The organism is Alicyclobacillus pomorum DSM 14955 (assembly GCF_000472905.1).
Classification (GTDB): Bacteria; Bacillota; Bacilli; order Alicyclobacillales; family Alicyclobacillaceae; genus Alicyclobacillus_A; species Alicyclobacillus_A pomorum.
The window spans coordinates 118,821-141,244 of sequence record NZ_AXAR01000001.1 but is presented as its reverse complement, the minus strand read 5'-3'; the positions used below and the strand labels follow the sequence as shown (position 1 = coordinate 141,244).

Below are 22,424 nucleotides of genomic sequence, written 5' to 3'. Positions count from 1 at the left end.
CACTCCGCACTCGCTCATTTTGCGGATTTACACAGGGATGGCGAACAGCACAGCCACAATGACTAGGCTGGTCACCACTGCAAAGACATCTTTTGCTGACGCATGGTACCGTTTGTAGGTGGTACGTTCATCCGTCGGTGTGTAGCACCTTGCCTCCATCGCCAAAATCAAGTCTTCGGCTCGTTTCAGGGCGACGTTGAACAGTGGGATGATGATGGGAAACATATCTTTGGTGCGCTGGACAATTCTCCACCAGCTACCCGTTCCAAATTCTGCGCCTCTGGAGGCTTGCGCTTTCATCATCTTCTCCATTTCGAGGGCAAACGTCGGGACAAAGCGCACGGCAATCGTGATGATTAACGCGAACGCATGAACTGGGAACCCGACCTTGCGAAGCGGCATCAACAAGTGTTCCATGCCGTGCGTCAATTCGGTCGTCGAGGTGCTGAGCGTGAGTACGCTGGATAGGAAAATCACTTCGACAAACCGCATCGCCGACACCACGACCAGCCGCAAGCTGTCGCTCGTAATGGTCACAAATCCATAGTGGAAGTAGGTTTGCCCGCCGGTTCCGAATCCTTTTCCGTAAAACAGCAGCTGCAGAATCGCGAGGATGAGAATGAATGGAATGGCAGGCTTCACCCCGGACAGCCCATAGCGAATGGGAATACGGGCGAGCGGAAACAATGCTGTACACAAAATAAGGGCCAACACGTTGGAGCCGTAGGTGCCGCAGAATGCGATACCGAGAATGAGGATGACAAATGCCGCCAGTTTACAGCGGGGATCGAGTCGATGGATGATGGAGCCAGTCGGTAGGTACTGTCCAACCGTAATGTTTCGTGTCAGTTCGAATGAAGATGCCAACGAGCTCACCTCCCCGCAGCCGGCAGAATCGATAGTATCTCTTGCACAGTCTCCTGAACCTCGTACGCTTCCGGGTTGACTGCGTATCCTTTTCGCTTCAACCGGTGCAAAATCTCCACCGTCTCCGGCATACCGATGTGGTATTTGTGCAGGATGTCTGCATTGCCAAACACATGCCGCGGTGTGCCTTCGCAAACGACGCGCCCGTTCGCCATGACATACACGCGGTGGGCGAGGTAGGCCACCTCTTCCATATTGTGAGAGACAAATACCACCGTGAGATTCTCGGACTGATTGAGGTACCGGATGCGCTCCAGCAGGTCCTTGCGCGAGCACGGATCGAGACCGGCTGTCGGCTCGTCCAAGACGAGAATTTCGGGGCGCAGGGCAAGAACACCCGCCAACGCAACCTTCCGTTTCTCCCCGCCACTCAGCGCGAACGTCTCTCTGTCTTTCATGTCCGCAAACGACAACCCGACCACTTCCATGGCCCATTTTGCCCGCTCCGTCACCTCTTTGATGGACAGTCCCTGTTTCAACGGACCGTAAGCGATGTCGTCTCCGACCAATTTCTCAAAAATCTGATCCTCTGGATTTTGAAACACCAGGCCCACCTTTCGACGGAGCGCCCGAACATCCAATTTGCGCTGCGAAAGGTCCAGGCCGTCAATGACCACGCGCCCTTTCTGCGGTCTCTGCAGCCCGTTCAAGTGCTGAATCAACGTAGATTTCCCAGACCCTGTGTGGCCAATGATGGCGACACACTCTCCTCTTGCAACCGTCATGTTCACGCTGTACAGTGCCTGGTGCTCAAGCGGCGTATTCTTCATGTACACGTGGTCCAGGTCCTCGACGAGGATGATGGAGTCTGTCATCCGCCATGCACCTCCAATGTCCGAAGGTGCATGTTCTCGACTTCTTCAACGACCTCGTCCGTGCGGATCAACGTCCCTGAAAACGCTGGCACCACGCGATGTACCGCCTGCGAAATTCGACTCGCGTCGGGAATGTCCAGTTGTAGTTCATGGAGCCGCTCCTGTTGCTGAAACACATCGCGCGGTGTGCCCTCCATGACAATGCGGCCCGCTTCCATGACAATGACCCGATCCGCCTCCACCACCTCGGACATGTGGTGCGTGACAGTGACAATCGTCATGCCTTGTTGGTGCAGAGCGCGCATGACGCGGAGAATGTCCTGCCGACCGTAGCTGTCCAGCATACTTGTGGCCTCGTCAAGGACAATACACGCTGGCCGCATCGCCAGAATGCCGGAAATGGCAATGCGCTGTTTTTGACCTCCGGAAAGATGATGCGGTGGTCGGTGGCGAAATGCGAACATGCCAACCATCTGCAACGCCTCATCCACTCTTTGCCGCATCTCGTCTGCTGGCACTCCGATGTTTTCCAAGCCGAACGCCACGTCGTCTTCCACGATGGTGGCCACGATTTGGTTGTCCGGATGTTGAAACACCATGCCAACGCACTTGCGAATCTCTTTTCGCAAGCCCTTATCTTTCGTGTTCATCCCCGCGACCCACACGTTTCCCTGTTGTGGCACCAACAGGCCATTCAGATGTTTGGCCAGCGTGGATTTGCCGGATCCGTTATGGCCAATGATGGCCAAATACTCTCCACGACGCACCTCAAAGGAAATGTCCCGAAGCACAGGGAGAGTCCGCTTGTCGTTCATGGTATATCCGAAGGAAACGTGTTCGACGCGGATCAGCGGTTCTCGTTCATCAGACATATACACACCGGCCTCCATCGACTTCCACATCCACGCCTGTCGTCAGGCTCGCCACGGCCTATGCCAGGAATGACGCTGCCTGCGCAATATCCATAAGCTGGGCCATATGACCCAGCGTCTATACTCGTATCATATCATTCTGACACACCCTCAGCTTGTGACAAAGGGGACGTCCGATGTTTCGCGAGTCAGCTCCAAGATGATGTCTTCGTGTTGGGGATACATCGCAAGGAGTTCGCTCCGAGAAAACAATTCAAAATCTCGGTAATCAAACCCGGGCGTGACCATACAGCTGACCAGGGCGTAGTCGTCCTCCGTCTGCTCGTCCAGCGCCATGAGTTTCGATCCAAAAATCGTCCCTTTGGGAACCGTAACTTGCGGAACCTGACCTTTTTCAAGGTCGAGTCCAAGGTGCATCTCTTCGAGCGCCCCGTTTTCGTGAATCACATACACCGTCAATGGCGCCCCGGCGTGGAAATACCAGATTTCGTCCGACTTGAGCCGATGAAAATTGGATACCTCGTCGACCGTCAAGAGAAAATAGATGCTTGTTGCAAGCATGCGCTGATCCGAAAACTCGACCGACAGTTCTTTGTCAGAAATTTTCTCGGCACACTGATACGTCCGCCGATAATACCCACCTTCAGGATGAGGAATCAGGTTCAGCTTTGAAATCCAATACTCCGCATTCAAACGTGTCACCGTACCAGTCTTCCTTCCGAACACCTGATAGAAACGCACCACGCATGTGGAGCGCCACCACGATATTGTACCCTTCTGTATCGCCCGAACAAAATCCAATCAAAGACAAACGAACCACCAATACTGGTGGTTCTTAGCACGTAAAAATATTTTACAGCCATGCGCAAAGGCCGATTTTGTCACAGCGTGTCATCGATTATCGCCAGTGAGAACCAAAACCCTCACGGGCCACGTACGAGTACCCAACACTGTAATCGGTGTCATTGCCCCAGCCCTGGGCTTGCCAATGTCCCCAAGCCCGGTGTGACATGCGATTGCGACCGTACCCGGTATTCGTACTCACAGTGGCTGTGGTGAACGACTCACCATTTGACGCTAAGGCAGAAGGAACCATCAGTACGCGGCCAGTATCCGATACCAGAGCCACCGGCTGAACCTCATTCTCAGCATTGTTCAGCGCATGTCCGTCTACTAAAGTCGAGTTAAATTGGACTTCTCCGGTATTCGCCAGCGGGTACAGGTTGCCATTGTCGTCCGAGGGATCTTCGTTGATCCACTCCGCGGACGTTCCGATGTTCTTCGCGTACGTCGCGTCCAACTTGACTGGAATCGTCTTGCTCAGCGTTTGCCCAGCCGGCGTGTGCGCAGTAAACGCAATATTCCAAGTTGACCCGGACGCTTTTGATATACTTGCATGTATGGTCGATCCAAACGGCACCGTCATCACTTCCTGCGCGGCAGCGGGCAACTTCTCCCAGAAGACTTCTGCGACAGGTCGACCGTTCTCAAACTGCTCCAGCGTTCCCATTTGCAACAAGTCCGTGGAGGACACACCTCCGAGACCTATCCACTGCGCGGCAATCGATTGCGCGTTGCCCGTAATGTTAGGTACGGTCCAGCTGCCAGACACGCTGGTATATCTGTGACTGGACGACTTGGGCGACACGATGTAGCCCGCCCAGTTTCCAGAGCCCTGGGTTTCTTGCGGTACGGTCAGGCTGACGTCTTGCACTGGCGTCGCCGAAGACTGTGGCACAGTCCTTCGCGTCGGAGTGAGCGAAGCGGTGGATGTCGGTACTGGTTGGACATCGACTTGTCTATGCCAATGGTTTGTAGACAACTTATATTCTGTCGATGTCTGGTTATCATTGACCGGTGTGGTTGGAAGTCCGTGCAGAAACGCATACCCGCCTATGCCCATGCACAGCAACAGTGCTGCAGCTTGGGGAGTGGTCAACTTTCTCATAACCCGGCCTCCTTACGGTGGATTCTATGAACAGATTCTATCATTTCTACTACTCATTCTCTCACACCGTTTTGAAGGCGTTGTGTAGATGATGTGGAAAAAATGTGGATGCGCCGTTTGGTAGACTATCCATGATGAAAGTAAGATGAGGGAGACTCAGACCAAGCAAGCGAGGAGGAAAACGATGTTTCAGACGTACGTTGAAGTGGAAGAAGCCATGAACAAACTTGTAGACGAGGAATTTATCAACGCGGCGTTTCTCACCCATCTGCGCAATGGACGCTACACAATGCGGCAGATTCAGTATTTTGCACTGCAATATTCGTATTACAGCCGACACTTCCCACGCGTGCTGGGCGCAGCCATCTCTGCGATGGCGCCGCTGGACACGTGGTGGGTCCCATTGGCAGATAACCTATGGGACGAGGCGGGACGAGGCGCACCTGGCAAGTCTCACGAGCAATTGTATAAGACCTTCCTGTTGTCCGTGTATCCAGACGTCGAATTGGACGGCAACGGCATGCCGCGCGAACCGATGTCTTCAGCCGTATCCGACGCGATACAAACGTTCATTGACTTTTTCCGGTCGGCAACGCCACTTGAGGCCATGGCGGCGGTCGGGCTGGGCTCAGAAATGTTTGCAGGGACCGTCATGGGTGCAATTGCCGATGGGCTGAAGCATCCAGCCTATCAAGAGCGGCCGCTCAACCTTCTGTTCTGGGAGGTTCACGCGGACGAACACGAACCGCACCACTATCAGCTTTGCAAAGACATTCTCGTTCAGTTCACCGAGCCGAAGGACTTGGACACCATGTATTCGGTCGGTGCGCAAATCGCAAAATCAGAGGCACGGATGTACGCCCGCCTGCACGACGAAATGCTGAGCTTGTCGTAAGGAATCGCCATTCTGGGGAAAACAGCACGAATGTCCGTGTGGGAAAATCACCCTATGGAGTTATGCGCTGCGTCACACTTTGCGATTCGGTCAAAGAGAGGAGGGATATCTTTCCGCAAACTTCCACAAAACGAAGCGCGTGCGGGTTGTTCATTCGACGCATGAATGACACCCTCGTCACACCACAATGAACGAAACGCCGACGACCATACAAAGGACGTAGACGTACGTCATCCAGGTCATGCGCTCCAGTCCCCGGAAAAACACGCTGGAGATGAGGACGACGAGCACGGGCTGCAGGCCGACCAGAACCGCCACCGCGGACACCGGTGCCGTCTGCGAAGCGGTGAAAAAGAGCTGTACGGCTGCAGAGGACGCCACACCCGCTGCAAGCAAGTACAAACTGCGACTCTTCACATAGAAGGCCGTGTACTGTCTGAACTTTCCTGACCAGATGAGGTATACGGTGTAATACAAGAGTGCAAAAACCACTTCGAGCGTTGCGCCAAACAGCGGTGGAAGCGTACTGGTCACCGCAAGTTTACGCATAATGTGGCCAGTTCCTTGCAACCCTGCGGCTGCGAAGGCCAGTGCAAGTCCACGGGTGGTCACGCCCCGGACGATAGATTCGTCCTCGGTCCGTATGCGTTCCAGCGTCAGCAGAAGAATACTTCCTGCCAACAGGGCAAACCCCAGCCAATCTCGCGGATGGGGAATTTCACCCAACCAGAGCACCGCCACCAACACCGTTACGGCAGGCGCCAATGACTTGATGACAACGCCGCGTGTGGCCCCGAGTTGGCTAATGGCAGCGTACAAGCAAAACCGTCCGAGAAACGTCGCAAACAATGCACTTGTCGCACAATAGAGGATGGGTGCGAACCCGATGCTGCTCAACCGGTGTAACTCTGTGGCAGACGAGGCGTAATGCAACCCCAGGGCCGCAGCTAACGTTGCGGAACTTACACCAAGCACCGGAAGCAATCCGTCATCGATGGTCTCACCATCGGCCTGCGCCTTGTGGAGGAAGATGTAGGTCAACGAGTAACAGAGTGCACACAGGAGTGCAGTCACTTCTCCAGGCATGAGCATCCTCCTTTGGACAATCCGTTCATAACAATGTATGATGGGCTGTCCGCAGTTAGACGCCAGTGTTCCATATGCGGTTCAAGAGGAAGCTTCGAAAGCGCAAAAAACCAGCCGGTTGGGCACTCCCCACAGTCACGGCTGGTTTTTAGACGAATATACACACATCACTGGGATTTACACCGTGTGTCCAAAAATGCCAAGACCTCTTCCTTGGTGGGTACAGACGTCTGCGCGCCAGACTTCGTGACAGCCAGTGCTGCTGCAGCCGACGCATACTGCAGTGACCACGCAATATCCCCGGTCCTTGAATGCTCAGCCGTCAAGGCTCCTACAAATGTGTCCCCTGCGGCCGTCGTATCCACGACCGGTACTGAAAAGGCCGGCTGTCTCACAAGGCATAGCCCGTTTCTTTTGAAGGTCTCCTGCCCAACCCTGACGGAACGGTCAGATACGCCTTCCGCCCATTGCGAGACACGCGTCCCGTATACGGATCCTTGGCCGCCCAAGGTGACCACAGCAGACTGAGCGCCGGCGTCGAGAAATACTTGGATGACACGTGCCACCCAGTCCAAGACGTCTTGCGCGTCAGCATATGAAACACCGGATAACGCTTCGGCTTCCGTTTCATTGACCACAACAATGTCCACGTCCCGGAGCCACTTCAACGTGACACCAGTGACGGGAGCAGGATTAAAAACCACCCACGCCCCGGCCTTTTTCGCCACCTGCATCACGTGCAATGTCACGGTAGAAGGCACCTCGTTCTGCACCACCAGCGTGCCGACCCCATCGAGGACGCCCGCACGTACTGCCGCGTCTACGTGGGCAACAGAGAGTTGAGCATTGGCCCCTCCCTCGACAATGATGGTATTTTCACCGTCACCGTCCACCGTGATGAACGCCATCCCGGCCGGGCCGGAAACCCGTTCAATCCAGGAGGTGTCAATCCCCTCCGTCGCGAGATGGCTCAACAGCGTCGTGGAAAACGTGTCGTCACCAACTGCCGCCAACATGCGGACCGTACCACCATTGCGAGCCACAGCCACAGCCTGGTTTGCACCTTTCCCGCCCGGGTTATACGATAAGCCGAGGCCTGGAACCGTTTCACCTGGCTTCGGGTGAACACGCACACGGTTCACCACATCCATATTGATACTTCCCGCCACCAGCGTGCACGTCATCCCTTGGCCCTCCCTTCACCGATTGGCGGATGTGCCACATCGGACCCCATGGGATTAGAATCCCTTAAATGTGGAGCCCTTCTCAACGAGGTGCAGCGGAGACGGCACAGTCGCCGGCACACTAGATCCTGCGATGACCTTCAGGGCGTAATCGACGCCAAGCGCCCCTTCGCTCTTTGGCTGTTGCGCAATGTCAGCAAACAGCAGGCCCTTGTTGACGTCGTTCACTGCTTCTGATTCTCCGTCGATGCCCACAATTTTGATACCCGATTTGTTCGCCTGTTGGGCGGCTGCCAGAGCTCCGAGTGCCATTTCATCGTTCTGAGCGAACACGCCCTGAACGTTTGGATGTGCCTGCAAGAGGTTCTGCATCACGTTCAGTGCCTTGCTGCGGTCAAAATCTGCCGCTTGCTTCGCCACAACTTGGATGTTCGGCGCGGTCTTGATTTCTTCATCAAATCCCTTTTCTCTGTCTCGTTCCGCCGAGGTACCGATGACGCCCTGCAACTCCACGACTTGACCCTTGCCGCCGAGCGCTTTGATGATTTCGTCGGCCGCCATCTTACCAGCCTGCACACTGTCCGATGCGATAAATGTGGAGACTTTACCACTGGATACACTCCGATCCAGTGTAATCACGGGAATGTGTGCATCGTTGGCCATCTTCACCGCTTGTGCCAACCCTTCACTGTCCGTCGGATTCAGCAGAATGGCACTGACCTTCTGCTGAATGAGGTCCTGAACCTGGTTGAGTTGAGTGGACGGATCGTTGTTGCCATTCATCACAACGACCTTCACGCCTTTCCTTTGCGCTTCTTGTTGGACACCATCGCGCATGGCAACGAAGAACGGATTGTTCAAGGTGGACACGGCAAACCCAATCGTCACGTTTCCACTGCTAGATCCACCCGTCGAATTTCCGCTACTCGTGTTGACACTTGATGTGTTTCCACTCGTCCCGCAACCTGCCAATACGCCAACGGCGAGTACAGAAGCTACTGCGACTTTCCATTTGTTCATCTCAAATGACTCCCTTCTTCATATACAAATCCTTTGTATTTTGAGCAGAATCGCGAGTTTTAGGAGCACGCGTCTGCAAACCCCACAACCCATGGTTTTATATCGTTGTCGTCTTTTTCCGGTCCAACAGAATCGCCACGAGGATGATGGCGCCTCGGACGGCGTCCTGCCAAAACGAGTTCACATTCAGGATGTTGAGGCCGTTGTCAATGACACCTAAGATGGCTGCACCAATGATGGTCCCCACCAGTGTCCCTTCACCACCGAACAGACTTGTACCACCCAGGACAACGGCAGTAATCGCATCCAGTTCGTAGCCAGTACCCGCTGTCGGTTCGGCTGAGCCTAGGCGCGAAGTTAACACCAGGCCAGCGACGGCCGCCAAAAAGCCGCTGACCATGTACACGAGCAATAAGTACTTTTTGACGCGCACCCCTGCGAGGTATGCGACCTGTTCATTTCCGCCCACCGCGTAAATGCGACGACCGGGAACGGACTTCGCCAGAATCACCCAGGCGACAATCAAGACGATCACCGTGAGGATGACAGGGACCGGAATCCCGGCAAGCTGAGCCGTACCCAACCAAGCAAAACTGTCCGGGAGATTGAAAATGGGTGTTCCGTGCGTGTAAATCTCTGTAATCCCCCGGAACAACGTCATCGTTCCCAGTGTGACAATAAACGGCGCCAAACCGGCGTAGGCAACAAAAATCCCATTGAACAATCCGGCCAGCAGCCCAATGGCCAAAGCGACCACCACAGCAATCCAGATGGGCACATGTGTAACCATCAATCCAGCTGCCACCGAACTTGTCATCGCTAACGTGGAGCCGACTGACAAGTCAATTCCAGAAGTCAAGATGACGAATGTCATGCCGACGGCCAACAGCATGTTCACCGAAGTCTGCAGTGCCACGTTGCGGAGGTTGCCGAAGGTCATAAACTGCGGCGATACAACTGAAAGAATGATGAATAGCAGTAAAAATCCAATCAGTGGTCCTAAATGATAGCGACGGATGAAATCCCCCATCACAACTCCCCTCCTGTTGCCAGCGTCATGAAGTCCTCTTGGTTCATGGCACTTCCCCGCACCTCACCCTGCGTGGTGCCCTGGAACATCACGTACACTCTGTCGCACATGCCCAGCAGCTCCGGCAAGTCTGAGGAAATCATGAGAATGGCTTTGCCGCTTGCGGTCATCTCATTGATCAGTTGGTATATTTCCTGCTTCGCCCCAACGTCGACACCTCTTGTGGGTTCATCTAGAATCAGCAGGTCAGGATTATGTGCAAGCCACTTCCCAAGAACGACTTTTTGCTGGTTGCCACCACTTAAGCTGCCAACGCTTTGCTCGGGATTCGCCACCTTAATACGCAGCCGCTTGACCATGTCACTCGCAAACACCTTTTCCAGACGTCGGTTCACCAGTCCGGCGCGTTTTCGCTGGTCCAGTGTGGACAGCGCCAGGTTTTCCCGCACGCTGAACGGAAGAATGAGCCCTTCGCTTTTTCTATCCTCCGTAAGAAATACCATTCCTTCCCGAATAGCCTCACGAGGAGATGTAAAGCGCCGTGGCTTTCCTTTGAAGACAATCTCACCACGCGTAACTTTGTCGATTCCCATCAGCGCCCGCGCAACTTCGGTCCGCCCGGCCCCCATGAGCCCGCCGAGTCCAACGACCTCTCCAGCGCGGACAGTCAGGTTGATGTCCCGAACGTATTGCGTCGTAAGCCCTTTCACTTCAAGCAGCGTTTCCCCAGGCGTAGTGGGGACCCGCGGATAACGATTATCGACATCGCGGCCGACCATCATGCTGATCAGCTCGCGCTCCTGTGCCTCCGCCATCACCCGTGTGCCGATAAACTGTCCATCCCGTAAGATCTCAACTTTGTCAGCAATTTGGTACAGCTCTTCCATCCGGTGCGAGATGTAGATGATGCCTACACCGTTTGAGCGCAGCTGTCGAATCAGTTCAAACAGGCGTTCGGTTTCGACCTCCGTCAATGCGGCGGTAGGCTCGTCCATGATAAGAAACCGCACATTGGACTGGAGGGCACGCGAGATTTCCACCAGCTGCTGCTCACCAACGCCCAAACTGCCAACGAGCGTCGAAGTGGGACGCTGCAAGCCTACCCGCCGCAGGGCGTCTGCCACTTCACGGTGAAGCTTTTTGTAGTCCACCAGACCAAATGTGTTTCGATACTTCTCTTCATGCCCAATCAGGAAATTCTCTGCGATAGACAGATTTTGAAAGAGGCTCAACTCCTGATGGATGATTTCGATGCCCAGCGCTCGACTGTCCTGAATGCGATGAATGTGAACAGGCTCTCCGTCGATGAAAATTTGTCCGTCATCTGCAGCATACACTCCGGTTAAGATCTTCATCAGAGTGGATTTCCCGGCACCGTTCTCTCCAAGAAGGGCTAGCACCTCCCCGGATTCAAGCCGCAGGTCCACGCCCTGCAGAACCTTTACCGTGCCAAACGATTTTGAAATCCCCTTCATCTCCAGCACACTCACAGGTTCACCCCCCAGTCCTAGAATGGGACGCCTGCTCGCAAGATGACATTGGCGTACGGCGTCCACTCACCTGTTCGAATGATGGCCTTTGCCTGTTTACATCGCTTCTTAAAATCCTCATGAGCCAGGAATTCCGGAAACGGTTTCAACAGGTGCTGGATCTTTGCAAGGAAGTCTGGATGAGTATCATGTAACTCCGTGGCCACCACCCAGTGTTCTACGACCAACTCGGACAGCACCGTTTCCAGGACGTCGAGAAACGATGGCACCCCCGTCTTCACCGCAAGGTCAATTTGCGTAACCCCTGGCGGAACAGGAAGTCCGTAGTCGGAAATCACGATTTCATCCCCATGGCCCAATCGCGCAACGAGCTCGGAGATATCTCCATGAAGGATGCCTGACGCTTTCATGTTGCAATGCCCCCTATCTCCGTTGAACCCCAGTCAATCCGTGGGTGGGTAATGTGAAAACGTTACCACATACGGCACAACTACGGTGTATCGAGCCGAGTAGAATGTCGCACGAGGAGTGTCGGTTCAAATTCCTTTGTAAGCGACACATCGTCGCGCCCATCCAACTGCGCAATGAGAATCTTCGACGCCATGCGTCCCATGTCATAACCTCGTTGCTCGACCGTGGTGATGGATGGGTAGACGTACTCTGACATCGGGATGTTGTCGTATCCGACCAGTTTAACATCCTCCGGAATTCGAATCCCCTTCCGATTGGCGGCCTGTACAACAGCGATGGCCATGACGTCGTTCGCGGCGAATATACCATCTGGGACGTCTTCTGCAGAGAGCAGTTGAATGGCCGCTTCGTACCCACCGTCGTAGCGAAAGTCCCCTTGAGCGACGGTCCCGTACACACCAACCTGTTCTTCAATGGCTTGACGAAATCCCGCTCGCCTTGCTGTTGCCGATGGAGAATCCTCAGGACCCGAAATATGGGCAATCTTCCGACACCCCATCTCAATCAGGTGTTTCGTCGCGAGATAAGCTCCGCCTTCATTGTCGGTCCACACTCCGCTTTTCAAATGAGTAGGTTTCCGATCCGCCAAAATGATGGGAAGTCCATTGAGCAGGCCGACCAATTCGTGTTCCGGGGTCCGACTTCCCACCAGAACAATGCCTTCCACCCACTTTCCTTGCAGGAGGTTGACATACATCTGTTCACGTTGCAGGTTCCAGTCTGTGTTGCACAAGATAACGGTGTAACCGTTTGCAATCGCCTCATCCTCAACCCCGCGTGCGACGTCCGAGAAGAACGGGTTCGCCACGTCCGGAACAATGAGACCGATGGTTGCGGTCTTTCTACTGACGAGACCTCTGGCAATCGCGTTAGGCTGATAGTTGAGCTCCTTCATCGCCCAAACGACGCGATCATAAAATTCTTTCCCCACGTAACCGCTCTGATTAATAACACGCGATACCGTTGAAACGGACACATTCGCCAATCGTGCAACATCTTTAATCGTGGCCATAGGCCTTCCACCTTGCAATAAAAACGCTTTCATATTTTGAATTTTAGTGGATGCACCTGCTGTGAAAACGTTACCACATCCAGATGCATGCATTGTAGCACATGAGCATTGTGTGTCAATAGATGCGTAGGCGTTTCCGACCAGGAAAATTTTGATTCGTACTTTGCAAGTGGTACATCCCTTCCGACGAACCACCTCTGACAAGCGCCGAAGCAACACGCAACACCCCACGGCACCATACCACAAAAAAACCGCCCTATGGGCGGTGGGTGAACAGAGTTCAATCTTCAATGGGGTAAATCCAGTACGATTCCGTACTCATGAACGCTTCGAATTGTTTTCGGGCTTCCGGGCTTTGTGCGGCTTCCCGTTCCCAGCGCGCCATCATGACTTCAGACTGAGAGCGATGCGCTTTGATGGCCGCCATCTTGATGTCCAGGACCGGCGTCACATCAAAGACGACATCCGGCGGCCCAAACACCTCGTGTGGATTGTCCACAATCGGAGAACAATGCAGCACAGGCCGTTTCTCTTTTGGCAACCGCTTGACCGCCAAGACCGTTGCAGCAGACATGGCATTATGATCTGGATGTACGCCATAACCAGGATAATAGGTCATGATGACGGACGGATTTACCTCCTGAATGACCTCGTAAATCCGGTCGGCCAGTTCTTCCGGATCTTCAAATTCGACCGTCTTATCGCGCAATCCCAGCAAGCGTAGGTCTTTGATGCCGAGAATCGAACAGGCGTCGCGCAATTCCTTCTCGCGGATGATGGGAAGCGTTTCACGGGTTGCAAAGAAAGGCTTCCCCATATTCCTCCCCATTTGGCCCAGGGTGCCGCAAATCAGTGTCACGGGAGTCCCCGCCCGGGTGTACAGGGCAATCGTACCCGCTTTGCCGAACGTCTCATCGTCCGGGTGCGGGTACACAGCCAGCACGTGGCGTTCCATGACTCATCCCTCCTGTCACATGGGGAACGGTTGCTCGCTCAACTCCAATGCCACCGCGAGCCGTCCCTCCGTGTCATGTCCAGCAAGCAGCAACCTGCCTTGTTCATCAATTTCATAATCCGTTAATCCTTCTGCGTAAATCCACCCGTTGTCCATCTTCAAACCGACGCGATACGGACCGTCGCCAGTGATGAGACCCCGGTGAAACTGCACTTTTCCATTCCGTATGTACGCGCAGACCGCCATGGCACCTTGACGAGCTGCGTACGCCCCGTTGGTTGTCTCCAGGTGTAGATACACGTCCTTCCCGATGAAACGCTCTATCGCTTTCTGCACCTCGTCTTTCGCAATCGGGCCCATACTCACCCTCCTCCACCAAAGCCATTGTAAAGGACACAATTCTATCCATAGTATCCGGCATGATGTCGGTCTCGCGCAAGTTCGGCCACCTCTGTGGAAACGCACACCCATTTATGTGCACCTCACTGAAGGACGGAGTCTGCCATCGTCTCTGCGTAGTGACAAGCCACCTGATGAGCACTCTCGAGGGTCCGAAGTTCCGGGGTTTCTTCGCGACAACGACTGGTTGCAAACGGGCAACGCGGGTGGTACGCGCACCCCTGCCCGCCCTGCTTAGACCCACTGACACCTGTCACAAATTGGACGGATTTCCCAAGCGGAGTGACTCCGTCCTCAGTGAACGCTGGAATCGCGCTGATCAATGCCCTGGTGTACGGATGCGACGGCGCCGTAAACAGACGCTCGGTTTCTCCCTGCTCGACAATCCGCCCCAAGTACATGACGGCCGTTTGTTCGCACATCAAGCGAATCACAGCCAAATTGTGCGAGACAAACACATACGTAAGTTCCCGCTCTTCTTTCAGGCCTTGCAATAGGTTCAAGATCTGGGCTTGGATGGACACGTCGAGACTCGACACCGCTTCGTCCAGTACAATCATCTGCGGGTACAAGGCCAAGGCCCTGGCGATGGCGACGCGTTGTTGTTGGCCGCCACTGAGCTCATGCGGGAAAGAATGAAAGTTGTACAGTGAGAGGCCCACCGTCTCCATCAACTCCGCCGCCAGTTCCCGACGTGACCGCCGATCTCCAACCCCATGGATTTCCAGAGGTTCCGCGATGTTTTGGCCAATCGTCAGGTTTGGAAACAGTGATCCGTACGGGTCCTGAGCGACAAACTGTATCTTCTTCCGAAACGTCCGCAGTCTCCTTGCGGATAGACGAGTGAGGTCCGTTCCTTCGAAGTAGACCTGGCCTTCAGTGGGCGGGATGAGCAATTGAAGGATACGAATGAGTGTTGATTTCCCACTCCCGCTCTCGCCCACGATGCCAAGGCTCTCCCCTTTCGTGATTTGCAAGTTGATGTCGCGGCAAGCGACGACCTCCTGTCCGGAAGACCTGAACCGTTTCGTCATGCGCTTCAGCTCTGCCAGCGGCACCGGATTCGCTCTGGGTGCTCCATCAGTCATACGCTCACCTCCGCCCCAGCCTTCCAGCAGGCCACTTCATGTCGCTCTCCCAGTTGCAACAACGGTGGGCGCTCTGCACAGCGCTCGAACCGATACGCACAGCGATCCGCAAAAATACACCCTGTCGGCCGATTGGCAGACGCCCCTAAGGGTTGGCCCGGAATGTACGGCAGACGCCCCTTTTCTCCAGAGAGCTTTGGAATCGATTGAATCAGACCCTGTAGGTACGGATGAGCTTGACTTTTCAGCAACATCTCGGAAGGCAGATGTTCTACCATCTCTCCTCCGTACATGACGTAGATCTCGTCACACACCTGAGCGGCCACTGCCAGGTCGTGCGTCACCAGAACCATCGCCATACCAGTCTCCTGCTGCAGTTTTTTCAGCAGCCACAAAATCTCTGCCTGAACCGTCACGTCGAGTGCCGTTGTCGGTTCGTCCGCAATCAGAAGGTGAGGGCGAGACAGCAAGGCCATCCCAATCATCATACGCTGGAGCATCCCGCCGCTGAACTCAAACGGGTAGTTGTCAAATCTCTTCTCGGGGTTTGAAATCCCGATGTCCCCCAACAATTGAACTGCACGCCTACGCGCTTCAGCCGGTGAGGCGAGGTGGTGATACAACAGTGGTTCAATCATTTGCTTGCCAATCGTTTTGGTTGGGTTTAGGTACGTCGAAGGATTTTGGAAAATCATCGATATCCTGTGTCCGCGGATTTTCCGCATCTGTTTTTTGGACAGCGAAAGCAGGTTCTCTCCCAGAAAGTCTACTTGTCCACCAATGCGGGCTCCCGTAGACAGCAAGCGCATCACGGCCATCATAGTAGTGCTCTTGCCGCTGCCGCTTTCCCCGACGATGCCCACTGTCGATCCTCGTTTTACCTGCAAGTTCACTCCGTTCACCGCATTCACCGTTCCGGTGTCCGTCACAAACTGGACGTGCAGGTCGCGGACGTGCAAGACCGGGTGGTCCATCAAGTCTCCCTCCTCCCAATGCGTCAAATCAGCGCTTTCCCTTCATGTCAAAAGCGTCCCGCATCCCGTCTCCGACGAAAGTAAAGCTGATGAGGGTGATGGCGAACAACAGTGCAGGGGTCCACATCAAATACGGGTATGAAAACATCGCCTGTTGCCCGTCGATAATCATCTGTCCCAGGTCCGGCGTCGGTGGCTCAATCCCCAGGCCGACGACGCTCAGACCGGCTTCGGTCATCATGTTGGCCGGAATCCCGAAGGTGACAGCGACCAAAACGGGGCCCATTGAGTTCGGCAACAAGTAGCGCCGGATGATGCGCCAGTTGCCAGCCCCCATGCTGCGGGCACTTTCAATGAACCCGGACTGTTTCAACCGCATGACCTGACCGCGCACCACCCGGGCCATACCGACCCAGCTGGTTGCGGAGACTGCAATCAGGATGGCCCAGATGTTATGTCCGAGAAGCATCACCAGGATAATGCTGAACAAGAAGCTCGGAAAGGCATATACGATGTCTACAATCCGCATGAGGATGTTGTCGACGAGACCGCCCAAATAGCCTGCAAGCGCGCCAATCATGAGACCGACCGTCAGTTCGACGGCTTCCGCGCCGAAACCGACAATACAGGCGCTGCGCAGAGCCCAGATCACGCGGCTGAAAACATCGCGTCCGAGCGAGTCTGTCCCAAACCAGTGCCGCGCACTCGGTCCTTTGAACGTCTCGAGAAAATTAGGCTTTGTATACGAGTACGGCGCTACAATCGGTGCAAACACGGCTGCAACGACAAGTAGCACCACCAGGACCAGTCCAACCACAGCCAAGCGGTTTTTGCGAAAGCGAAACCACCGCAGCGCAAATGTGGAACGCCGCTGGCTGAGTATCTGGTACGTCCGCGTCTGACGGTCTTCAAGTTCTTCCATTTTCAATGCCATTGCGCTATCCCCCTATCCCGCATACCCAGTCTTCCGAATCCGCGGGTCAAGGAACCCGTAGACGAGGTCAACAATCAAGTTCATACCCATAATGACGAGGGCGTAGAGTAATGTGGAGTCCATAATCAAGGGATAGTCACGCATGGACGCGGCAGTCGTGAACAGGTGTGCCATGCCTGGAATACCAAACATATTTTCAATAAAGACAGTCCCCATCATCAGTGAGGCCAACTGCGGGCCGACCACCGTAATCAGGGGCAGGAGCGAATTGCGCAGACCATGTCCGAAAACCACGTTCTTCAGACTTCCTCCCTTTGCGTAGACGGTCACAATATACTCCGAGTGCAACGTCTCCATCAGGCTGTTCCGCATATAGCGGCCCATGGAACCAATCATCGGCAACGCCAGGGACAAAACGGGTAGGACGTAATACTGTATCCCCTTGAACCCGAGCACCGGTAGCCAGTGCAACCAGACGCCAAAAACGAGCATCAGAAACACCGCAATGACGTAGGCAGGAATTGCAGTCCCGAGGATGGCTACCAGCATCGTTCCACGGTCCACCCAGGTGTTCTCCCTGACCGCCGCCACAACCCCCGCTATGATGGACAACACGGTTGCTACCGTGATAGACATCAGGGCCAGCCCGACAGATATCGGAAAGGTTTGCCGAATCAGAGAGAGCGTCGGAGTATTCGGGTACTCGAACGACGCCCCCATGTGCAAACTAAGAAAATTCCAGACATAGCTCCACCACTGCACATACCACGGGCTATTCAAGTGATACTCCTTGACCAACTCCTGCATCAGCTGTTGCGTAACACCGAGATTAATCGAAGCGGCCGTGATTCCCCCGAGGAACTGATTGAAAGCCAAAAAGCTTCCCGGAGCCGCCTTCATGAGAAAGTAGGTCACGAGACTGACGGCCAGAAACGCAATCACCATGTACAAAACGCGTCGAACCACGTATTTCAGCATTCAGGACACCCCCGTGACCAATCCCAGGTCCACCCCGTCTGGGATGGCCCTGGGATTGCCAGGTATGATGACGTTGTTGTACTAGGGATGAGAGAGCCTCCTCAGTTTGCTTGAATGTAGTTGAACCACATCGGCGCAAGCGACAGGACAAAGTGGTCAGGTACATAACCGGTCACATTGGAGCGAATGAGAACCGGGTATTTCGGGGTATAAACCGGGATGGTGTAGACGTTTTTCACCTCGTCCTCGTAAAACTTCTGCATTTCTTGCGCGTTGTTGGTCTTGTAGGCGTTATAGCCTTCCTGTACCCACTTCAGATAGTCGGACGGGAGGTTGTTTTGAAACAGGGCGTCCTCCTGGTGTTGCTTCGCCGCAGGATCCATGCTCTGGTTCTGATTCAGTTGATACCATTGGGTATACAGATTCGGAGGCAAGAACCCTACCTCCATGACATCATGTTGGAAGAGCCAATCGCCAATCCCTTGCGGCAACCCGAGTTGAGGGTACGTCCCGCCTTGGGAGTCGTTGGCCCAACCCACTTCATTGGCTGGCAGCTGTTTCTTCATGTCGGTGATGAACTGTCCGTATTCCTCACCGACAAACTTTACGTTGACACCTAAGTTTTGCTCCCACATCTGTTGAATCGCCTCGGCGACGTGGTCCGTCGTCGTGCCGACCTCAATCACCACTGTCGGGAACCCTTTACCGCCCGGGTAGCCTGCTTTCGCCATCAGTTGCTGCGCCTCTTTGACGTTGTAGGGAACCGCGACATCCTTGATCCACGGGTCAATCCAAGCAGGCGTGTAAGGCCCATAGGCCGGCGTCCCAGTTCCGTTCAACACGCCGTTGCAGATGGTGTCCTTGTCGATGGCCATCTCAAACGCCTTGCGTACATCTGGATTTTGCAGCGCCTTGTTTTGCGAAGGCATCGGAATCAGGGTGTACTGGACGGAGGTATCCCACATGTGTAGTTGCTGTTTCAAGTTCGGATCTGCATTCACGGCAGGAACATCTTCTGGCTGCAGCAACGCTTCGTCCAGAGCCCCGTTTTTGAACGCTAAGAGCTGGTTCGTCGTTGAGTAGCTGAAGGTGAGCTTCTTCAGGCTGACCTTGCCCCAATAGTAAGGGTTTGGCACCAAGGTAGCGGACGTCTTCGCAGTGTAGGTCTTCAGCATATACGGTCCGTTGGACACAATCTTTGACGGATCTGTCCAGTCGGACGGCTGCATGTTTTCGACAACCTTTTGATCCAGCGGAACCACCCATCCGGCTTGCGGTAGACAGAGGTCGCGCAGGAAGTTCGGATCGCTACGGCTGAGCGTAATCTGCAAGGTGTGATCATCAAGCGCTTTCACGCCAAGGGCACTGGTCGGTTTCGTGCCTGCCCGTACGTCCAAGATATTGACGATAGGGAGATTGTTGATAGGTACCGGTCCAGCTTTTTCTTTCACCGATGTACTCGGGTCCACAGCTCGCCCAAGGTTGAAAACAAAGTCCTGAGCCGTCACAGGGTCACCATTTGAAAATTTCGCATTCGTGCGGAGATGGAAGGTATAGACTGTTTTGTCTGAGTTCACATCCCACGATTGGGCCACTCCTGCAGTTGGTTGGTAGTTCTGGTCGAAGTGCACAAGACCCTCGTAAATTCCTGCAGTCTCCTGATAGACTTCTTGAGACCACAGCGCGGGATCGAATCCATGGCCATCATCAATGAAGAACATGGTGAACTCGCCTGGTTTGGAACTCGTGCTCGGCGACTGACCCGTCTGGTTGCCGGACCCGGTCGGCGTATTGGATGTACCGCCGCCGCTCGAGCATCCAGTAACCAGCCCAAAGAGTGTTACGGTCGCCAATAGACCTGCTGAAAACGCCCCCCTACGACGCTTCACTAGAGATTCCCCCTCTTTGCTCTTGGACATCCACGTCTCGTTACACCCTGTGAAGTGATAACAAGCAATTGGTGAAAGTGATGTGCATTCCCTGTGGTTTTGTTCAGGCTGTGCCGTAGTCATCGTGAATGGAGTTGTTGCTATTCTATTTATCTGATAATTTAAAATTCTATATCGAGCAAAAAAATCCTCCGAAAACCACGTTTGAGGAGGATGAAAATTTCAATTTGCACGCATCTGACCCATGCCCGTCGGGATGGTCTCTACTCCGACCTCGAGCCCCTGGGGCAGGAGATCCCAGCACCGTGTCGAACTTGTCAGATTCGTACCCTAATGCCAGAAACACCCCATATTGTGCTGAACCAGGTGTTCGTCGTTATTTTGCAAATCGCTGACCTATGTGTTTCACCATGCACTTCACCCTAAGCAGGGACACCAAAGGAAGATCCAGATGAAACTATGGCGCGACATGCCGCAACGACTCGTTGAAAACCTTCCCATTTGGAGGATTGTCTTCATTGTATTTCTGGCGTTCGACATCGCCATTTCAAGCATCCTGCCAGACTCCGTGCAGTCTTCAAACCCAGCTCCGGCCGTCATGTTGTTTGCCGTGTTTGTCGCGTCTCTATTCCTCTTAACCTGTGATTTCATGCGGCGGATAAGCAGTGGACACAACCAGCTCCAACCCGTGTCACCGCTCCCTTCATCCGTGGCCAGGTGGAAGGTTGCGCTATACCGCGTGTGTCTGCCCTTCACGCGATACATCGCGTTTTTCATCGTTTGGCTGGCGCTCTCCGGCGGGTTTTCAGCGCTGATTGATCAACTTCTGCCATCCTTTTCATCCGACCAGAACATAGGCTTCTCCGACGTCAATATTTGGGGAGCCGCTGGTATTGCATTTCTCGGATGTCTCGAGGAGTACTGGCGGTGGTCGATGATTATCACTGTGTTGCTGCTGGTCAAGTGGATATTTCGGAGGCAGTGGGAACGAAGCAGAAAGTTGAGAAACGCTGGATTCGTCCTCGCCATCCTCATCAGTTCACTCGTATTCGGGATGGCTCATTACCAGGAATTCTCGCACTACAAGTCATTGTCTTACATCGTCCTTGGCACAATGGGGCTGTTGTTGGCACTGGCGGCCATCATCACCCGGAGATTTCTGGTCGCTGTGGCCCTGCACTACGTATACGACCTGCTGGCGATTAGCAACGGGTTTGACTTCCTGCAAATCTACTTGTTGGTCATTGCAGCCATCCTAGCGATTGTGGTGTTTCCTACGTTTGGTTTGCTGTTGCGGAGCGTACGACCCGCACTGCGCGGGTGGCAAATGGCGATACCCAACACGCATGAACATCAGTAGCCGTCGTCTCCGGACGCCCTGCTCGACCGGCCTGCGTCGTTGTGCGACAGTTGGAACGTGAGAAACCAAACGCCCACAGTCACGCCCAGGAGCAGGAACGGCAGCAAGCACACTACATCGTACAGATCAGAAGTACCAGCCATTGTTCCAGGCGGCAGCAGCTCCAGCAGGGGGATGAAAGGGTGCAGCCAAAACTCGAGTGCACCAGGTGCCCAACCGCCGGCGCTCGGCACCCAAAGTGAGCATACGCTCGCCCCCGCCATAACCATGCCCGGAAAATTCAACGCAGCCGACGCCGCCACGGCTCGCCGCATCGACAGTCCGCGGCGAGCTGACTGGACGAAGAGCAGTAGCACGTACGCAAGCCACATGGAGACGAGCAATCGTTGCCAGACCACTCGGTCCATCGCCAGGAATGACGAGATAAGAAGCATGAGATAAGTCCAACACAGTCGGGCGGTCACCACACATCCCTCCCTACGCTTGGTGAAACGGACCATTTGGCCACCCACGCCAACGCCGCGCTCCGCGCGAGTTGGTCGGGTAAAATCCATGTCTGTGCCGGGCTCAGTTCCACGCCAGCCTTGCCGTACAACTGCCAAATGAGTTTGCTGCAGTATTGGCTGCGAGTGTCGGTGAGGCCAGAAAGCGGATCGTACGGCTTCCCGACTTCAGCCAGAGCCCAATGTGCCACGTGCTCACGCCTCTCTCTAGGTATCTTTGCCCGCAGCACCGCCACCTCGGCGTATTTTTGATACGCCTCCACACGCCGCAGTTCTGTGCCTCGCTCAAAATCGTAGGCATCCACCGCTTGCCCGCCCCCGACATATAACACGGCGTGCGTCCAATACCCATAACCGCCGTGGGGATTGTGACACAGCAAAATATCCCCAGGTTCAAGAATGCTAAAATCGGCCCTAAATCGACTCCCTGGAAAAACACCCGTTAAGTGACCGTGTGCGAGTTCGGAGGCCGTCGCCTCCATGAGCCTCAGGCTCTCGTGTCGCAGAATCTCACTATGCCAAGAAAGAGACACAATCACCATCAACATGCCTACGAAACTCACTATCTGAATCCACCTGCACTGCATGTGACAA

General features: G+C 54.4%; 23 protein-coding genes. 2 read left to right on the top strand and 21 right to left on the bottom strand.

The features are described from left to right. Positions 1-27: 27 nt before the first annotated feature. From YWK_RS0100615 to YWK_RS17635, 5 genes are all read right to left on the bottom strand, one after another. Positions 28-867, bottom strand: a complete 840-nt coding sequence (locus tag YWK_RS0100615; RefSeq protein WP_026963247.1) for an energy-coupling factor transporter transmembrane component T family protein — start codon at positions 865-867, stop codon at positions 28-30. A gap of 5 nt (positions 868-872) precedes the next feature. Next, on the bottom strand, positions 873-1,742 hold the full coding sequence (locus tag YWK_RS0100610) for an energy-coupling factor transporter ATPase (protein ID WP_026963246.1): 870 nt from the start codon (positions 1,740-1,742) through the stop codon (positions 873-875). After that, positions 1,739-2,614, bottom strand: a complete 876-nt coding sequence (locus YWK_RS0100605; protein WP_035465650.1) for an energy-coupling factor transporter ATPase — start codon at positions 2,612-2,614, stop codon at positions 1,739-1,741. Before YWK_RS0100605 ends, YWK_RS0100610 begins: the two co-directional genes overlap by 4 nt. Before the next feature lie 150 nt (positions 2,615-2,764). Then, positions 2,765-3,316: a cupin domain-containing protein gene (locus YWK_RS0100600; protein ID WP_026963244.1), complete on the bottom strand. Its 552-nt coding sequence runs from the start codon at positions 3,314-3,316 to the stop codon at positions 2,765-2,767. 196 nt (positions 3,317-3,512) lie between these two features. Further along, positions 3,513-4,562, bottom strand: coding sequence for a G1 family glutamic endopeptidase (locus YWK_RS17635; protein ID WP_051374830.1), 1,050 nt, complete (start codon positions 4,560-4,562; stop codon positions 3,513-3,515). 184 nt (positions 4,563-4,746) lie between these two features. On the opposite strand from YWK_RS17635, the gene YWK_RS0100590 reads away from it, so the two are divergent. Next, entirely contained in the window at positions 4,747-5,457 is a 711-nt protein-coding gene (locus YWK_RS0100590; RefSeq protein ID WP_026963243.1) for an iron-containing redox enzyme family protein, read from the top strand. Positions 5,458-5,634: 177 nt separating this feature from the next. On the opposite strand, the gene YWK_RS0100585 is transcribed toward YWK_RS0100590, so the two are convergent. From YWK_RS0100585 to YWK_RS0100520, 14 genes are all read right to left on the bottom strand, one after another. After that, positions 5,635-6,543 (bottom strand): DMT family transporter, encoded by a 909-nt coding sequence (locus YWK_RS0100585; protein WP_026963242.1) that lies wholly within the window; start codon positions 6,541-6,543, stop codon positions 5,635-5,637. A gap of 167 nt (positions 6,544-6,710) precedes the next feature. Further along, positions 6,711-7,727 (bottom strand): ribokinase, encoded by a 1,017-nt coding sequence (locus YWK_RS0100580; RefSeq protein ID WP_026963241.1) that lies wholly within the window; start codon positions 7,725-7,727, stop codon positions 6,711-6,713. Between the two features lie 54 nt (positions 7,728-7,781). Further along, the gene (locus YWK_RS0100575; RefSeq protein WP_026963240.1) at positions 7,782-8,747 is read right to left on the bottom strand and encodes a substrate-binding domain-containing protein; all 966 of its coding nucleotides are present in this window, start codon (positions 8,745-8,747) and stop codon (positions 7,782-7,784) included. A 97-nt stretch (positions 8,748-8,844) separates the two neighbouring features. Next, a complete protein-coding gene (locus YWK_RS0100570; protein WP_026963239.1) occupies positions 8,845-9,777 on the bottom strand; it encodes an ABC transporter permease in 933 nt (310 codons plus the stop codon). After that, complete coding sequence (locus tag YWK_RS0100565; RefSeq protein ID WP_026963238.1) at positions 9,777-11,267, bottom strand: sugar ABC transporter ATP-binding protein; 1,491 nt, start codon at positions 11,265-11,267, stop codon at positions 9,777-9,779. Before YWK_RS0100565 ends, YWK_RS0100570 begins: the two co-directional genes overlap by 1 nt. 17 nt (positions 11,268-11,284) lie before the next feature. After that, complete coding sequence (gene rbsD / locus YWK_RS0100560; protein WP_026963237.1) at positions 11,285-11,677, bottom strand: D-ribose pyranase; 393 nt, start codon at positions 11,675-11,677, stop codon at positions 11,285-11,287. An 80-nt stretch (positions 11,678-11,757) separates the two neighbouring features. Next, positions 11,758-12,750 carry a LacI family DNA-binding transcriptional regulator gene (locus YWK_RS0100555; protein WP_026963236.1) on the bottom strand — a complete coding sequence of 331 codons (993 nt, stop codon included), beginning with the start codon at positions 12,748-12,750 and terminating at the stop codon, positions 11,758-11,760. A 280-nt stretch (positions 12,751-13,030) separates the two neighbouring features. Beyond that, entirely contained in the window at positions 13,031-13,705 is a 675-nt protein-coding gene (gene bshB2, locus YWK_RS0100550) for a bacillithiol biosynthesis deacetylase BshB2 (protein ID WP_026963235.1), read from the bottom strand. A gap of 15 nt (positions 13,706-13,720) precedes the next feature. Further along, positions 13,721-14,065 (bottom strand): YojF family protein, encoded by a 345-nt coding sequence (locus YWK_RS0100545; protein ID WP_026963234.1) that lies wholly within the window; start codon positions 14,063-14,065, stop codon positions 13,721-13,723. 122 nt (positions 14,066-14,187) lie between these two features. Next, positions 14,188-15,192: an oligopeptide/dipeptide ABC transporter ATP-binding protein gene (locus YWK_RS0100540; RefSeq protein ID WP_245578462.1), complete on the bottom strand. Its 1,005-nt coding sequence runs from the start codon at positions 15,190-15,192 to the stop codon at positions 14,188-14,190. Then, complete coding sequence (locus YWK_RS0100535; protein WP_026963232.1) at positions 15,189-16,166, bottom strand: ABC transporter ATP-binding protein; 978 nt, start codon at positions 16,164-16,166, stop codon at positions 15,189-15,191. The genes YWK_RS0100540 and YWK_RS0100535 overlap by 4 nt, the downstream gene beginning before the upstream one ends. Positions 16,167-16,194: 28 nt before the next feature. Then, entirely contained in the window at positions 16,195-17,100 is a 906-nt protein-coding gene (locus YWK_RS0100530; RefSeq protein WP_211231360.1) for an ABC transporter permease, read from the bottom strand. A gap of 12 nt (positions 17,101-17,112) precedes the next feature. Next, entirely contained in the window at positions 17,113-18,078 is a 966-nt protein-coding gene (locus YWK_RS0100525) for an ABC transporter permease (protein ID WP_026963230.1), read from the bottom strand. Positions 18,079-18,179: 101 nt separating this feature from the next. Then, positions 18,180-19,967, bottom strand: coding sequence for a peptide ABC transporter substrate-binding protein (locus YWK_RS0100520; RefSeq protein WP_026963229.1), 1,788 nt, complete (start codon positions 19,965-19,967; stop codon positions 18,180-18,182). 451 nt (positions 19,968-20,418) lie between these two features. Between YWK_RS0100520 and YWK_RS0100515 the strand changes: the two genes are divergently transcribed. Next, positions 20,419-21,327: a CPBP family intramembrane glutamic endopeptidase gene (locus YWK_RS0100515; protein WP_026963228.1), complete on the top strand. Its 909-nt coding sequence runs from the start codon at positions 20,419-20,421 to the stop codon at positions 21,325-21,327. Here the strand turns inward: YWK_RS0100515 and YWK_RS0100510 are convergent. Both YWK_RS0100510 and YWK_RS0100505 read right to left on the bottom strand, forming a co-directional pair. Further along, a complete protein-coding gene (locus YWK_RS0100510) occupies positions 21,321-21,791 on the bottom strand; it encodes a hypothetical protein (protein WP_026963227.1) in 471 nt (156 codons plus the stop codon). The two genes, YWK_RS0100515 and YWK_RS0100510, sit on opposite strands and share 7 nt — an antisense overlap. After that, positions 21,788-22,393: a YiiX/YebB-like N1pC/P60 family cysteine hydrolase gene (locus tag YWK_RS0100505; RefSeq protein ID WP_026963226.1), complete on the bottom strand. Its 606-nt coding sequence runs from the start codon at positions 22,391-22,393 to the stop codon at positions 21,788-21,790. Before YWK_RS0100505 ends, YWK_RS0100510 begins: the two co-directional genes overlap by 4 nt. Positions 22,394-22,424 lie beyond the last annotated feature (31 nt).

Excerpts from the sequence above, each read along its gene's own strand:
- YWK_RS0100610 (WP_026963246.1), bottom strand. The coding sequence starts at position 1,742 with ATGACAGACTCCATCATCCTCGTCGAGGACCTGGACCACGTGTACATG.
- YWK_RS0100605 (WP_035465650.1), bottom strand. The coding sequence starts at position 2,614 with ATGTCTGATGAACGAGAACCGCTGATCCGCGTCGAACACGTTTCCTTC.
- YWK_RS17635 (WP_051374830.1), bottom strand. The coding sequence starts at position 4,562 with ATGAGAAAGTTGACCACTCCCCAAGCTGCAGCACTGTTGCTGTGCATG.
- YWK_RS0100590 (WP_026963243.1), top strand. The coding sequence starts at position 4,747 with ATGTTTCAGACGTACGTTGAAGTGGAAGAAGCCATGAACAAACTTGTA.
- YWK_RS0100585 (WP_026963242.1), bottom strand. The coding sequence starts at position 6,543 with ATGCCTGGAGAAGTGACTGCACTCCTGTGTGCACTCTGTTACTCGTTG.
- YWK_RS0100580 (WP_026963241.1), bottom strand. The coding sequence starts at position 7,727 with ATGACGTGCACGCTGGTGGCGGGAAGTATCAATATGGATGTGGTGAAC.
- YWK_RS0100575 (WP_026963240.1), bottom strand. The coding sequence starts at position 8,747 with ATGAACAAATGGAAAGTCGCAGTAGCTTCTGTACTCGCCGTTGGCGTA.
- YWK_RS0100570 (WP_026963239.1), bottom strand. The coding sequence starts at position 9,777 with ATGGGGGATTTCATCCGTCGCTATCATTTAGGACCACTGATTGGATTT.
- rbsD (WP_026963237.1), bottom strand. The coding sequence starts at position 11,677 with ATGAAAGCGTCAGGCATCCTTCATGGAGATATCTCCGAGCTCGTTGCG.
- YWK_RS0100555 (WP_026963236.1), bottom strand. The coding sequence starts at position 12,750 with ATGGCCACGATTAAAGATGTTGCACGATTGGCGAATGTGTCCGTTTCA.
- bshB2 (WP_026963235.1), bottom strand. The coding sequence starts at position 13,705 with ATGGAACGCCACGTGCTGGCTGTGTACCCGCACCCGGACGATGAGACG.
- YWK_RS0100545 (WP_026963234.1), bottom strand. The coding sequence starts at position 14,065 with ATGGGCCCGATTGCGAAAGACGAGGTGCAGAAAGCGATAGAGCGTTTC.
- YWK_RS0100540 (WP_245578462.1), bottom strand. The coding sequence starts at position 15,192 with ATGACTGATGGAGCACCCAGAGCGAATCCGGTGCCGCTGGCAGAGCTG.
- YWK_RS0100535 (WP_026963232.1), bottom strand. The coding sequence starts at position 16,166 with ATGGACCACCCGGTCTTGCACGTCCGCGACCTGCACGTCCAGTTTGTG.
- YWK_RS0100530 (WP_211231360.1), bottom strand. The coding sequence starts at position 17,100 with ATGGCATTGAAAATGGAAGAACTTGAAGACCGTCAGACGCGGACGTAC.
- YWK_RS0100525 (WP_026963230.1), bottom strand. The coding sequence starts at position 18,078 with ATGCTGAAATACGTGGTTCGACGCGTTTTGTACATGGTGATTGCGTTT.
- YWK_RS0100515 (WP_026963228.1), top strand. The coding sequence starts at position 20,419 with ATGAAACTATGGCGCGACATGCCGCAACGACTCGTTGAAAACCTTCCC.